Here is a 14,417-nt window from a genome sequence, read left to right on the forward strand (position 1 = left end):
CTGATACTTCAAATTGATCCCATTAGCTGTGGGTAAATCTTTTATTTTGATATGGGCGTAGCCAATAGAAACTAGAGTATCACTATTTCTTTGCATAAATTGATGTAGTGAAAAATAAAGAAAAAGGTAAGCAAGCTCATAATAAAATATTTTTCATAAATATAGTTTTAAATGATAAGTTAATAGAAAGCACATATCATAAAATAATATGTGCTTAAGTTTATTTAAAAACGATAACCGATATTAGCAATAAAACCGTCTAAAATAATTTTATTGTCGGTATCTTTGAATTTAAAACGGCTATTTTCATATCCAACAGAAATCGAAACCATTTCTGCTGGATTAATGATTAAGCCAGCACCCCAACTAAATGCATTTTTCTTTAATTGTTTTAATTCTGAACTTTCAGATTTAAATTGAATTTGGCTCATACCTGCGGTGCCATAAACACTCATAAAATCATTTAAACGTAATGTAGGACCCGCCATTACAGAATAATAACGTGCATTCACATCTTTAAAAAAAGTATTAACAGGTTTATTTAAATCATATTCATTTTGAGCATAAGTGGCTGTTGCTAAAATACCAAATTGTGAATTGATTTCTTGACGAATAGAAAAGACACCACCATGCATTGGATTTTGACCTGCCATTTTGACTTGTGCATAACCCGCTGAAAGTGTGGTTTTATCTAATTTAAAATCATCTTGAGCATAAACAGAAGAGGTCGATAATAAGCCACTAATAAATAAAGTTGATAATAATTTTTTTTTCATTAGTTATATCCCATAAATAAAAAACGGAGAACGTATTATGAAGCGAGGAGATTATAATAATGAGTTTGTTTTTAATGGAATAAAAAATAGTACATATACTTAAATAAGGTTATTTTATTAAAGTGTCTATTTAATTATTAATAAATTTATTAATAATTAATGTGAAATAAATATAACTAGTAATAAGAATCAATAATAAAACGAAAAAGTTGACATAAAAGGAAGGCTCTCTATTTTCTAGAGAGCCTTTGGGGATTTATTTAAGTCCTAGATCACTTTGTAGACTAATGATTTGATTTTGTAAATTCTCTAACTCAAGTTGTTTTTCCATCACTGATTTTGATGGATTGTTTTGTGCCACTTTCATTTGCTTATCAATTTCATTGATCTGCTTTTGAATATCATTTTGCCCTTTAGTTTTTTGGCGAATTTGATTTAACAGATTATTCATTGATTGGCTTAATGCACGCTGGCTAGCTTGTTTACTTTTTAGATCTGCATTGGTCTGTTGTTTTTCTTTCTCAATGGCAGCAAGAACAGCTTTAAATTCGGTGTTTAATGCTTGTTCATTACCTAAAATCGCTTTTTTTTGTTCAATGCGATTATCATAAGTCCCTGAATAATTACAGTTAAATTTAGTAATTATACTGACATCACCCGTTGTTGGATCACAATCAGCAGGATTGGTGACACAACCGCTTAAAAGTAAGGTCATGCCAACAAGGGAAAGAGGTAAAAGTTTCATTATCATCCTTTTTAACGTTAACTAAGTTTTATTGCTGTACGTTGGGTATAAAGGCTATCAAGTTCTTCTTGTAAAGAGGTTACTTGTTGTTTCATCCCATTGATTTGTTTATCAAGCTGTGCCGTTTTTAGGCCATCTTGGCGACTTTGCGCAGCAATATCACGCCATTCACCTTCACGTTTTTTCATATCCGCTAAACGAGAACGAAGTGCTGCGATATTGGCATCAATACCTTTTAATTGTTTTTCAGCTGCGGCTTTATTAAGGCGTTGTTGTTTCATATCTTGCTCAATTTTTGCAAGGGCTTTTTTATCATCAGCAATAACCGCTTTTGCCGTATTAGAGGCGCTTTGTAAGCGCTGATTTTCATTTTGAATATCAGCAATCATAGAATTGAGCATCTCTTCTTTTGTCGCGTAATTTTGGCGTTTGTTGTCTAAATAGGCATTTGCACCAATACCGACACCACAACCAGCTACAGCTGCAATGAGCATACAAGCGCCTTTATTGCTGGAGTTTGAGACTAAACAGCCTAATGCACCAATTGCCGCACCGCCTGCACAAGCAGTAATACCTGATTTGCTGAAAAACTCCATATCACTATTATTTTTCAAACGAGGATCAGTACCGTTATTACTTTGGCATCCTGATAAGGCAAGTAATGCACTAATGCCAAGTACCGCCATAAGTTGTTTGTTCATACCACACCTATTATCCCAAGTCTCTGTTATTGTTTTTTACATGCTTCGAGCCATTCATTCCGTGATACTTTACCGTTAGCCCAATATCCTTGTAGCCCCTGCATATACGTTGAAAGGTACGTATTTAAATTTGATTTACCTCTGGCTTCCATTAATTGGCGTACAACGTCAATTTGCGGTTTGACTAAAGAGGCGTCATATGTGGTTGCCATATCCACTAATGTGTCAGCGTAATAGCTCACAACAAAGTCGAGCGTTTTTTTATGGTCGTTAACTTGTTCTTGACGTCGTTCACATGTGGCATCTTTAGTGCCTGAAGGACAGTTTTTTTCATGTAATGCGATTAATCTGTCATAGAACTCGCCATCATCTTTTAATTTGGTACATAAAAAAGCACCTAATTGTAGTGAGGTACGGATAGCTTGATCACGCTGTTCATCTCGTAGTTGTGCATTTGCCCGTAAGGTATTTTTTAATTCAGCTAATTGTTTTTTCAATGCTTCATCTTGCACTTGGGTTGAGAGTGTATTCAGGCTATTGATGGAGCTATCGCTATTAGTTTTTGAGTTGTTGCTGGCAGGTTTCTCATTACCTAATTGCTGCCACTCTTTTTCTATTTCTTTGATCTTATCGCGTGATGTTAATGCTGGAGCAACAACTGCTAAACGAAAGCCTGTGTATTTATTTTTATTCGCACCCGTATTGGTGTAATAAGGCTCTTCTTGGCGCCATGAACTGCGCATATCGCTTTCTGGGGTGAGATAACTACCACCACGCACAATAAAGCCACCTGCTTGTCCATGTAAGCGATCGAGTTTATTGAGTCTGAAAGGTTCAAACATCATTTCAGCGACATTACCCAACATGTCATGTAAGCCTAGAGGATTTGGCGATAACAGACCCGTTAGCTGTAAAGAGCCGTTAGCAGATTGGCTACCTGCTGACCAAATATAGTTTTTGGTGCCTTCTGGCATTGGAAAGCGCACATCACGAAATTCGGAGGCTGAGACTTTTAAACCGCCGCGGGCGGCAAATTCCCACTCCGTTTCTGTTGGTAATCGAGCAAAACCTTTTGCGCCATCTTCAATGGGTAATGCTTCTGGATGATGGCTTCTTAACCATTGATTATATTGATCAGCGAACTGCATGGCTTCATACCAGCTAATATTCACTTTCGGTAAACGTAATTTATTGGAAGCAACAGGGCACTCTTTACCATTAATGGTGCTTTGCATAGCGTTATATTGCAGATCAGTAACGGGATATTTCGCCATAAGGTAATAGCGGCCTTTTTCTTTGCCTTTTAGTGGGAAGCTACCCGCAATATGTTCAGCTCTTGATTGCTCTAAATAACCCCATTCATCGCCTTCTTGCCCTAATGTAACGCTGTAGTCTTGTAAAGGCTGACTGAGAGGGATAGTCACTTGCCGAAAGACCATAGAACCTTCACAAGGGAATGGCAATATCACATCATCAGGTAAGGCTTTTGGGTTAACAAATTTATCATCCCATTTGGCTGATGCCATAAAACTGCTAGATAACAGCGCAAATGATAAAGTTAAAAGCGATAAATTAAATTTCACGTAAGCTCTCCGCAGGTTCAATTGAAACGGCACGTAATGCCCCAATACTGGCAACGACTAAGGCCACAAGTAAGGCGCTGCACATAGCAATCAAGAGATCCCAAAACGTTAACTGGCAAACAAAGGCTTGTTCAGGTAAATGGGTGCCTAATAATGTGGTAAATAAGCGACTACCAATCCCATAAAGCCCAAGGGCTAAAATAAAGGCAACACTCGTTAATAGCAGCGCTTGCAATACAATATATAAAGAAACAGCAAATTGACGGAAACCCAGCAGGCGTAGGATCGCCATATCTTTGCGTTTGCGGTCAATATTGGCAAGAAAGGCCCCAATTAATGAGGCGATACAACCTAATAGTGAGACCCAAGCAATGACAGAGAAAATAACATTAAGAACATAACTGATTGCTTTTACAGAATCTATTTGGCTTTTTTGTGTTATCACATCAATGTGTTGTTGCCGAAACCAATCATCTAATGGTGCGATGCTATCTAAATTTTTGGCATAAAGACGAGCTTTAGCAAACTGAGTTCTTGGTTTTGCCTCAACACCTTGTGTAATACCAAAAAGAGGGGCTTGATAACCATCTCGGTAATCTTCCATTGCGACTAAAACATCAAGAGAAACAAAGGCTGCTGCTCTTGAAAATTTGCTATCACTGATAATGGCGCCCACAGTAAAGGTACGCTTTGCGCGTTCATTGACGCCATTAAGTTTGCGGCTGATAAATAATCGGATGTTATCACCGACATTAGCCTGTAATTTTTGCGCAGCATTGGCGGAGAGTACTAACGTGTCTGCATTGTTAGGTATAGCCACACCCTCTAATAAAGGATCGTTTTCTGCTGTTGGTATGATTTCTGCGTTATCAATAAAATGTTGTCCATCAATCACAATATCAGCTTGTGTATTTAAACTTCGTGTTAATGGGATAACAAAGCGGACTTCTTCTTTTTGTGCAATTTCATTAAACCAACTTTGTGGGTAATTACCATTGCCTAACATACGTATTTCAAGATTACGGGGATCGTTGAGTAGCTGATTATGAAGCTGTGTCACAATGCCATTTTTTAAGCCAAACAGCAGTAACAATGGGGCAATCACAGAAACGAGTGAAAACACAATACAGAGTGCAACTTTGCGATCGTAAATTAAGTCACGCCAAGCAAGTGAGCTGAGTAAGCCAAGACGATTAGGATTGGCACTATTGTTTGATAAAGACACTACCGCCTCCTTCGAGTTGCGCGTGATAGTGGCTAAACCCAAAACGCTTGATTAAAGACCAATCGTGACTAACAACCAGTGCAGAGATCTCCAGTTGTTTTACCATCTCTACAATGAGTGCATACAGCGCTTGTGCATTATGGGGATCAAGGGCTGCTGTGGGTTCATCAGCAAGTAATAATGCTGGCTCGTGTGCGATAGCGCGAATAAACGCTGCGCGTTGGCGCTCACCAATGGAGAGTTGGCGTGGAAGACGAGTTAACAGTGGGCGTAATTGCAGATGGTCAATTGCATGATCGAGCCAAGCGGAGTGCGGTGTTAACCCCAGCATTTTGCGAGGTAATTGAATATTTTGCATAACGGTTAAAAAAGGCAGTAACCCGCCACTTTGAAGCATAAAACCCAATTTCTCTGCTCGCAATGATGCGAGTTGTGCTTGCTCATTACTTAGTACGAATTGTGTGAGAGTTAAATCATCATCGAGTTGAAAATGGGTTAATTCATCAGGGCGTAAAATAAGCCCAATCATTTCCAACAAGGTACTTTTTCCACAGCCACTTAATCCGGTTAGTGCGCCAATTTCTCCTTTTTCAAGGATCAATGAAGGAAGCGCAACACGAAAACCATGTTGCGCATCACCACGCGTAATTGCCATGCCTTCAATCTGGATCATTAAGGCAGGTTTTCCAGTGGAACAGGGTAAACGTGATCGCGTGGATCACTTTGTGGCGCAAGGGATATCCAACGATCAACATCTTCATTATAACGTTGATAATATTGTAACTTTGTATTTAATCGGCGGATAAATTTCTCTTGCTCAAGACCATCCCAACTTTTCCAAGTCTCTTCATCTAAACCAAGCACTTCACTTAAGTAGGGCAGGTTTTCAATATATTCACCCAACAAGCCCATTTCACCCAATTTAGTCGCAGAGCCTTGTTTGATTTGATTTGGATCGTTACCCATTGTTGCGGCAATCGAACGTAAATCAGCAAACATATTGTCAGGAGAGATCAACCCTTCATTAGCAGCATTCACGATTTTTTTCATCACATCACTTAAATCGCTAAGTTCACTTTTGGTGAGTAATACTTGTACTTCTGTTGTTGGGATATTTTGTTGTAATAAGTCTCGATCACTAATCCATGCTTTAAAGACCGGAGGTGCTTTTGTGCCCTGTTTTTCACCTAAATATGCTAAACGCATGGCATAACCTAAATCATGCGCATCATTAAGTAAGGCATCAGTTTCTTTATTTTTGCTATAAGTAGGATCGGCATTTAGTGCACTGCCTACGGTGGCTTCACCGCGATAAGCGGTTTGAATTTGCGTGGTTACTGCGGTTGCAAGACTATCGACCATCCGACCAAAACTATTTACATCCCCTGAGTTAATAGGGTAGTAAAGGGATTTGTGTAAGAACGGATTCAGCGTCAATGTCTCATATTGCGCTTGTGCAGAAGCATGATTTTTTACCCCCGATGGGGTTTTTAAGTGCAGTGTATAAAGTGCAACACCACGATAAGCGGCTTCTTGGCGAATTTGTTCAGCATCGAGCTTAGTTGATGAAAGAGGATCATCTCCCGTTAATGCCCCCGCGTCAGTGATTAAAATAACGTAACGTGCACCAAAACGTGTCCAATCAACATCATCAAGGGCTTGCATAACACCAGCATATGCATCTTCATCAAAACGACTACTTGAGACTTTTGCTTGGCGCAACTCTTTTACTTTATTTAGGAAATCAGGGCCATCTTTTACGTCATTGGGGTTTACAAACATTTTGCTGTCGTATTCCAATGCGGGGACAGCTTTGATATTAGAGCGAAATGCCACTAAACCAAATTTTACCTTATCCAACATATTGTCTTTTTCGACTTGAGCATAAACCTTCTGAATCGCTTCTTTGGTTCTATCAATATAAGGATCCATTGATATTGTTGAGTCGATAACAAACACGACAGCCGCAGAAAAACCTTGCATCATATTGTCAGCATCTTTGCTGTCTGGCGTGGCCGGTTTTGTATTGTTTGCGGTTGCATTTGTATTCTGTGCCTCTTTGCTGTCTTTGGTTTGAGAAGAGACAGAGGCCACATTGAGGACTCGCACTTTATAGCCCGCATCAGTAAAGACTTCATCTGAACCTAGTACAGGTAACAGATAAAAATTACTTTTCTGATCAATCATATAATCCGGCTCTTTAGCTAAAACAGCAGGATTGACTTTTTGATTTTTGATATCAGCTAAAAAAGGTTGATACTGTTTTTCGGGTGTCGGGCTTTCAAGTAAGCCTTCAACCGTTTGTTTATCTTTGAAAAATAGCATTGGGTTACGACCCGCTGGGTTAGTAAAAGCCAGCGTTAATTGCATTTTCCATTCAGATGTACAGCTTGCATTCATCCATCCACTGATATGACCCAAGCTATCAGGGCCGACTTGTAACCACTCATTAGCGCCTTGTTTTTGACGCTGATATACATAAAAACGGCTAAATGCGGGTTGTTCTTTACCTGCTGCGCCAATTGTGTCTGCCACTTGGCAACCTGGGTAGGTTAATACACGCTGATAGAGAGTCTTTTTACCCTCTTGTAATAGCGGTTTTTTCTCTTCAGCACTTGCCGGTGCTGTCAGAATTAAACCACTGAGAATAAGAGTAAGCCAATGCGCCTTTTTCATACGACTTTCCTATTTTTTCAGTGCTTCAAGACGCGCTTTTGCGTCACTGTTTTGTGAGTCATGATTAAGAACAGCTTCGTACCAATAGATAGCTGTTTCTTTGTCTGCACCAAAGCAACCTTGTGCTGATGCTGTTTCTGGATCGTATTCACGAGCATAATTTAGTGCGATTTCAACATCACCTGATTGCGCTTTATATGCATATAAACGCTGAGCAACGTCACATTGATTGTTCTGTTTAGCTTGTTCAATCGTTGTAAGAATGGTTTTGCTATCTGGTTGGCTCTGTATACAACTTTGTACAAAAGCGAGTGCCGTACCTGATTTCATATTTTCAACACTACACACACTTGGTGTTGATGATTCTGTTGTCGGTTGTGTGGCTGGTTCACCTGCTGGGTTGCCTCTTAGTAAGAAGAACCACGTTAAGATACCCGCTAAAATTAAGATCAGGATAATCGCTAAAATTAAACCAATTTTAGATTTTTTCGGTGCAGGTGGTGTTGGCCGTTGTGGCGGTTCATCTACCTTAATTTCAGGAATAATCGGCTCAGGCTCAGGCTCTTTGATTGATTCGGGTTCCGGCTCCGGTGATGTTTCGACAATGGGAGCAGGTGGAACAGTTTGAGTATCTAATGTCGCCGTTGATTTTAATGCTTCGCTTTGACCTTGTGCTTGAGAGGCTAATACACCATCACGAATACGTAGTCGCCCGATATCTTGTGTTTCGTTATCGTCTTTTAACGTAAATTGATACGCCATTTGTAAGTTACTAACAAGTGGATCAACTAACGTTTTATCAAGAACGATTTGATAACCATCATCAGCATCTTCAAGTGAAAGCTGGTGGAAAAAGGCATTACCTACCCATTCCCCTTTATCATTTAAGAAATAGCGATCTTGGTTACGCTGAATGCTTAAATAAACAGGGGAAGCGTCACCTTCCCAATTACGAATACTTAATACCGCAAAGCCGGGACGAGCTGGTTGTACGGGTTTTAATTCTGGATTAAACACGAATTATGACTCCACAACGGATGATTTCATGGTTTGAATGATTTGGCCTAATAGTGCGTTTTGTTCAGCACTGATCTCTCTTCCCGCAGAATGCCCTGCATTCTCAGTAATAACCGCTGATAAAGCGATAAGCCAATCAATCACAAATAAAAGGGTGTAGTTAACAGGGTTGGTGGGTAAGCGGACCAAACGCTCATCATCACCCCATTGCACGCTAGTGTTATCGGGTCTTTCAAAGATCTTATGACCCACATTGATTTTGCTATCTGGCTTCTCAACACCGTTATCTTTGAAATTAAACCAAGTAATAAAATCACCCAGTACATTATAAACGCGAGATGATTGTTGTTCGGCTAAGTCATCACGACGGGCAATGGCTTCTGTTCCTGCTAGAGTTTTCAACATACGTTGTTCAACACCAAGACGATTGATAGCTGTAATAAGTTCATCGACTAACAGCACCATAATTTCTTGGTCGATACCTAAATAGGTTAACAATGTACTGTTATCTGGCAGACTACGCAGATGGTTTATCCATAATGCCATCACTTTTTTAGGGTAGCTAACCTCATTGCCGTGGCCTTTGGGGGCTTCTTCTGGTACCAAAGAGATTGGTGCATCGCTAAAGAGATCAAATGTCGGTTGTTCCATAGCAGCAAAGGCAGAAACTGGGGCTTGTGTTGCTTTTTTGTTGTCTGAAAGGGTATCGATAACCTCTTTTTCCTGCATATATAGGTCGTAGAGAGATTTGCGAGAAGGCAACAGATAGTCGAGTAATGCACCTTGTAAATAAGGACGACTTTGCATAAAACGCAAAATAGTCGCGGCATTACGGCGTTTTACCTGTAATTCTTCTTCACCACCTGATTGATACCATTTTTCAAGATGATGACCGATTAAATCACGTTGAATTTCTTGTAGTTGCTCATTGATACGTTCAAGCTTTAGTGATTTTAAGGCAACGGTTTCAATATAATCAGCAAGGCGTTGCATACCACCATCGTTAAGCGACAACATGGCATCCCATGCTTGGTCTGGATCACGAATATAACGTTGGACAGTTTCATCTTCAGCAAATGTTGTTTTCATCAGATGTAATTGTGAAATACTGTCTTCATTTAGAACCGTTTCTTTGCCATTGCTGATTTGAATAAACGGTGTTGGGACACCCGGTTTACGTACTAAAAAGGTATTATTAAACGCTTCACCATTGATCCAATCCGATGACATCCATTCGTATTGACCAAAGCGCTCTAACATCGCCATTTTTATCATGCCACCTTTACCCCATGATTGGCGTAATAACGCTTCATTCATGGTTAAGGAGTTGGTAATACGCATATCAAACATAGTCATCGCCCAAATCAAGCCAGAAGGGCGTTTAGCACGAGTTTGTGCATCTTTACCTTGTGTGTTATTGATCCATTCTGTGAGTACTGCGCCGACTTCTTTTACATCGGATTGTTTGTTTGATGCAGTACAAACCACCAGCACATTCATTTCTTGGTTATCGGTATAACGTTCAAACAGATAGGCGACTTTGCCTCGAAGAATAAGTTGAGCGAGTGGGTTTGCGCTATCATCATTGACTTGACGGCGCACATCCGCCATGGTTTCAACACCTAAACGCCCGCGATAACCCGGAAAATCCAGTAGCTCAACCTGTTCAAATAGTGTTTTGCTTGGTGCATCTAATAACGGTACGACTAATTCAACGGTGAGTGCAGTCAGTTCCGCTAAAGAAAGGGTTACAGGGGCATCAATACGATCACCATGAATAGGACAAATACTGATCTGGTTATCATTGGCAGTATTGAGACGTTCTAATATATCTACGTTCATAATACTGTCGTTTTGTATTAACACACCGTCTTGTTCTTTGACTAAAGAAGAAAGCGGAGCCAAAACCAAGGATGCATTGCCTAAAGAGGCAAGTGTGGTGCTAAAACGCTGATAAGCAGATGTCAGTTCTGCAATGTCGCCCCATAACACTGAAAATAACTTAGCACGTTGAGCTATGCTGAGATAAGGTGCTAATTCAATCGCTTTAGGCCAATAGGTTGTCGCTAATTTCTTCTGACTTTTTTCAGCGTGACGTTGCAGGTAATCCCATAATGAAACGACATCATCGTGCGTAATACCTGCGACAGCGGTGGCACTACATTGTGAACTTAATGAATTGATTAAACGAGAGATTTTTTCTTCATCTAATTCAAAATCAATTTTTTCCTGATTAAAGTCATACAGGTAAGCATTAGCAAGGATCTTAACAATTTCAATTTCGCTAAAAAGGTGTAGCTCTACTGGAAACTCTTGCGTACCTTTTGTTGCTTTGCGACTAAAGCGAGTGACTAATCCCGTAGCCTCTTTGCCACCCCCTGGTGGGTTGATATGGTCGATAAAATCAAGAGTTTTACCTGACATGCTGGTTCTTAATCGTCCTTCTTGCCCAGCAGCAAGGGCTGAGATCAGGTACGATTTTCCTGCCTGAGACAGGCCAAAAAAGCCGACTGACATTGGGCGTTGGGTCGCTAAGCTGAGATTCTTCGCCATATTACGGCTACGACGCAGGCGATAGATAAGGCTATCAGCTTCTGTATTTAAACGAGGTGCATTGCCTCTTACTGCGCTAACCCAATCAATAGCTTTGCCTGCGCCTTGATAAATGGCATCCCATTTAGCTGTTAACTGTTTTTCATCCATCATATTCATTTACCTAATACACTCCCGCTATCCAGCCAATAGGATGTTTCGCCAATACCACTGTCTGCTAACGTATTGAGTTTGAAGCTTAAACCACTCTTATTAACGCCACCTTTACCATTAATAAGTTCCATTTCTTCAATACGTAATTTTTCAGATTTGTTGTCATTATTATGGCTAGAGGCTCCGCGCTCTTCTCCTAGCTTGATATGTAATACACTGTCCTCTTGGCTTAATTGTTGTGCCAATTTTGGATTTTTAATGCGTAATGTATAGAGTGGTGAGGCTGGCCAACGGGCATTATCTAATTGACGGAAACCTAAACGTATCCCGCCTCTGACTTCAAAATAGGTATCTGGATCAGGCTCAAACTTATCCTGAATATCTCGGTAATAAACGTCATTATCGGAAATGGTGTTGTTATTATCTAACATTCCTAAATAACGCACTGTTGAGTAAGTTTTAAAGTTACCTGTTGAGAAATAGAAGTTGAGCAAACGTGCATTTTCAGCCATTAAACACAACATCGCACCAACTGCTGCGGTTGATTTGGGATCGTCAATGCGGCCTTTTTTGTTGAACGGATACCAACCCCCTGTTTTGTAACCATGTAATGGCAATATACGAGAAGGTGGTACAGGCTGTAATACTTTTAATAGTGCTTGAATACCCGGTAAGCGAGAAGGGCGGCCTGTGAGCAGTAAAACATCACATGAGTAGTAATAAAGCACCTCACATAGCGCTTTTAAGCTACGGGTGATATTAATACGTTCACCTGAAATAAATTCAGCATGTAGTTGTGTAAAATTAATTTGCACTGGCACGTTCAAGATAGAAAAACTCTCTCCGCCACCTAACTCTTTATTGGCAGCGTCGTCAATATAACGACGCACATGCTCTGTTGGTTGGACATCTAGCAATTCTCCAAAGGTGCTGTTAATACCTTCATGAGGCACTAATGGATCGAAATTTTCGTACTGGCTTAAAATACGTAATCCAATTGGATTGAAGATTTGTAAGGTAAGCTGTTGACGCAATACTTGCTGACCTGCATCTAAACCTTCACTACCAAAAAGAGAAGACATTAGGGCATCGGCATCAGAAATGCCAATATCCGTTAATGCTGTGCGTAATGCAGGCAAAACACAAATCTGGATGATATCTAATAAAATATCATCACCTGCAATTTTGAATCCTTCGCGGAATAATTGTGTTGGAATAATTTTGACGTTGCTTCCTGTTCCCGTATCCAGTTTATAGCGAGTGATAACGAGATCGGTTGTGCCACCACCAATATCAATTGATGCAATTTTTAACGTGCTATCACCTGTTAATGCGCGGTTATCCTCTCGCACTTGGCTAGCAAAAAAAGCTTCAGTACGTTCACCAAATTTAATTTGTGTTTCGTTGTAGAGGTAAACTAACTGACCACAAGTGGCTTCATCCCATTTAACGTGGATATTGGGCATCGGTATACGACATTGGGTATCTTTACCATCAAAATTCAGTTTTTCATCAGTTGGATCCCAATTCATTGCTTTCCAAATTAGCCCTAATGCGTTTTCCATGCATGTTTCAAAAATAGCACGCTCTGGTTTTGGCATAGCGGGTGGAATAGTCAAAATGATATTACGTAATTGACGAGGCGCACTAGCATGGCTCATTTTAAGACGCTGAGCCGGGCTGTTCATTTGTGTTAATGCCTGAGCTAACACTTCGGTTAACATCATGGTCATTAATGAACTACGCGTGTAGTTTGGCGTAAAGACAGGCATACGAAAGTCAGGCTCTAAACGGAATAACGGTTCACCGTGATCGTTAAGCAGATAGGTCATAGGTACAGCAGTTGCCAGAGGCTCTCTGTCTGTTTGACCAAAAGAGCGACTAAAGCGCCAACCTGGAGAATAAGGAGAGTCATCCCATAAATAGCGTTTAGGGCTTGAAATACCCGTTGAGCCTTCAGTTCCTAAGCGTTGCGCTGCCATGCGGTTAGCTTCAGGGCCAACACGACCAATAGTTGGCCACATAAAGGCATTATTTCGACCACTACTGACTGAAAAGTCTTGTTTACCAAATTCCGCTTGTGCAAATTCAACACGGCTTTCAAAAGGTTCGTTGTAGATTTGATAAGGGTGGCTTAAATCACGCAATGTCATTTCATAAAGTTGAGTTAACCCTTTATTATCATTGATATGATCTTCAATTAAGATCCCACATGTACGTGAGTTACCCACATCAAGGATAAGGTCGACTTCAATGGCCGGCTCTTGTGGTTTGGTTTCATTAATTTTGATTTCAGGTAAGTGGAGTTTCTCACCTAATATATTGAGCAAATTGAGATAATGTGCTTGATGTTGAAACTCTTTAAGCGCTTCCTCAAGTTCATCGTGATATATCTTAGTGACCGCCAGCGCTCTTTCACTAAAGACTTCCTTTAACCAACCATCAATCCACGGTGTTTCAAGGAAATTTTCTACCTCATAACCTAGATAGGCTAGTGCAAAAGCAACACCAGAGCGAACATCTTCTTCGTTTGGTGCTAGATAAGCCGTATTGGTGCGATTGGGTTCAATACGAGTATCAAAAGCCACGACAATGCGATGCGTATGCCCGTCTTCATCTGGCTCTGGCAGTTGGTGAAACATCATTCTCACCCAGTTATCAGGGCCTTGAGAGAATGAACGAGGCGGATTAAAGCGGAAAAATGGCACTGGCAACCAAGTGTCATTGAGTAAATTTAATGATTCATCAAGAGAGAAGCTAAATTCTGCTTCTCTCGGTGTTTGTGGTTGATTTTTCGGCGCTGGGTAAAGATAGTTATCGTCTCGCTCATTGTAGATGAGTCGCATTAACGGACCGTTTTCACCTTTTTTAACAAACTCACCGTACTCTTTGCGCTGTGGTAGCGTAAAACCAAAATCCAGAAACTGAATATTGCTGTCACGGATAAGGGTTATTTTATCTTTATAATCGGTCAGTGGCGCTAACATG

Annotated in this window: 10 protein-coding genes; all 10 read right to left on the reverse strand. The window is 40.3% G+C overall.

Translation table 11 applies throughout. The features are described from left to right. Nucleotides 1-224: 224 nt before the first annotated feature. The 10 genes from ABN217_RS09170 to ABN217_RS09215 all read right to left on the reverse strand — a co-directional run bounded on the left by ABN217_RS09170 (nt 225) and on the right by ABN217_RS09215 (nt 14,416). The gene (locus ABN217_RS09170; RefSeq protein ID WP_196554422.1) at nt 225-776 is read right to left on the reverse strand and encodes an Ail/Lom family outer membrane beta-barrel protein; all 552 of its coding nucleotides are present in this window, start codon (nt 774-776) and stop codon (nt 225-227) included. Between the two features lie 256 nt (nt 777-1,032). Then, a complete protein-coding gene (locus ABN217_RS09175) occupies nt 1,033-1,521 on the reverse strand; it encodes a coiled-coil domain-containing protein (RefSeq protein ID WP_072068893.1) in 489 nt (162 codons plus the stop codon). 17 nt (nt 1,522-1,538) lie between these two features. Then, a complete protein-coding gene (locus ABN217_RS09180) occupies nt 1,539-2,222 on the reverse strand; it encodes a hypothetical protein (protein WP_072068892.1) in 684 nt (227 codons plus the stop codon). A 26-nt stretch (nt 2,223-2,248) separates the two neighbouring features. Beyond that, nucleotides 2,249-3,805, reverse strand: coding sequence for a formylglycine-generating enzyme family protein (locus ABN217_RS09185; protein ID WP_349459339.1), 1,557 nt, complete (start codon nt 3,803-3,805; stop codon nt 2,249-2,251). Then, nucleotides 3,795-5,030 (reverse strand): ABC transporter permease, encoded by a 1,236-nt coding sequence (locus ABN217_RS09190; RefSeq protein WP_349459340.1) that lies wholly within the window; start codon nt 5,028-5,030, stop codon nt 3,795-3,797. Before ABN217_RS09190 ends, ABN217_RS09185 begins: the two co-directional genes overlap by 11 nt. After that, nucleotides 5,011-5,703, reverse strand: a complete 693-nt coding sequence (locus ABN217_RS09195) for an ABC transporter ATP-binding protein (protein WP_231619345.1) — start codon at nt 5,701-5,703, stop codon at nt 5,011-5,013. The genes ABN217_RS09190 and ABN217_RS09195 overlap by 20 nt, the downstream gene beginning before the upstream one ends. Beyond that, a complete protein-coding gene (locus tag ABN217_RS09200) occupies nt 5,703-7,706 on the reverse strand; it encodes a vWA domain-containing protein (RefSeq protein ID WP_349459341.1) in 2,004 nt (667 codons plus the stop codon). Before ABN217_RS09200 ends, ABN217_RS09195 begins: the two co-directional genes overlap by 1 nt. Nucleotides 7,707-7,715: 9 nt before the next feature. After that, the gene (locus ABN217_RS09205; RefSeq protein ID WP_196554419.1) at nt 7,716-8,723 is read right to left on the reverse strand and encodes a hypothetical protein; all 1,008 of its coding nucleotides are present in this window, start codon (nt 8,721-8,723) and stop codon (nt 7,716-7,718) included. A 3-nt stretch (nt 8,724-8,726) separates the two neighbouring features. Further along, nucleotides 8,727-11,429: a putative virulence factor gene (locus ABN217_RS09210; protein ID WP_349459342.1), complete on the reverse strand. Its 2,703-nt coding sequence runs from the start codon at nt 11,427-11,429 to the stop codon at nt 8,727-8,729. Nucleotides 11,430-11,431: 2 nt separating this feature from the next. Beyond that, nucleotides 11,432-14,416 carry a virulence factor SrfB gene (locus ABN217_RS09215; RefSeq protein WP_340894295.1) on the reverse strand — a complete coding sequence of 995 codons (2,985 nt, stop codon included), beginning with the start codon at nt 14,414-14,416 and terminating at the stop codon, nt 11,432-11,434. Nucleotide 14,417 lies beyond the last annotated feature (1 nt).

Origin of the sequence: Proteus sp. fly-1067, assembly GCF_040139345.1 — a bacterium.
GTDB classification, from domain to species: Bacteria; Pseudomonadota; Gammaproteobacteria; order Enterobacterales; family Enterobacteriaceae; genus Proteus; species Proteus vulgaris_B.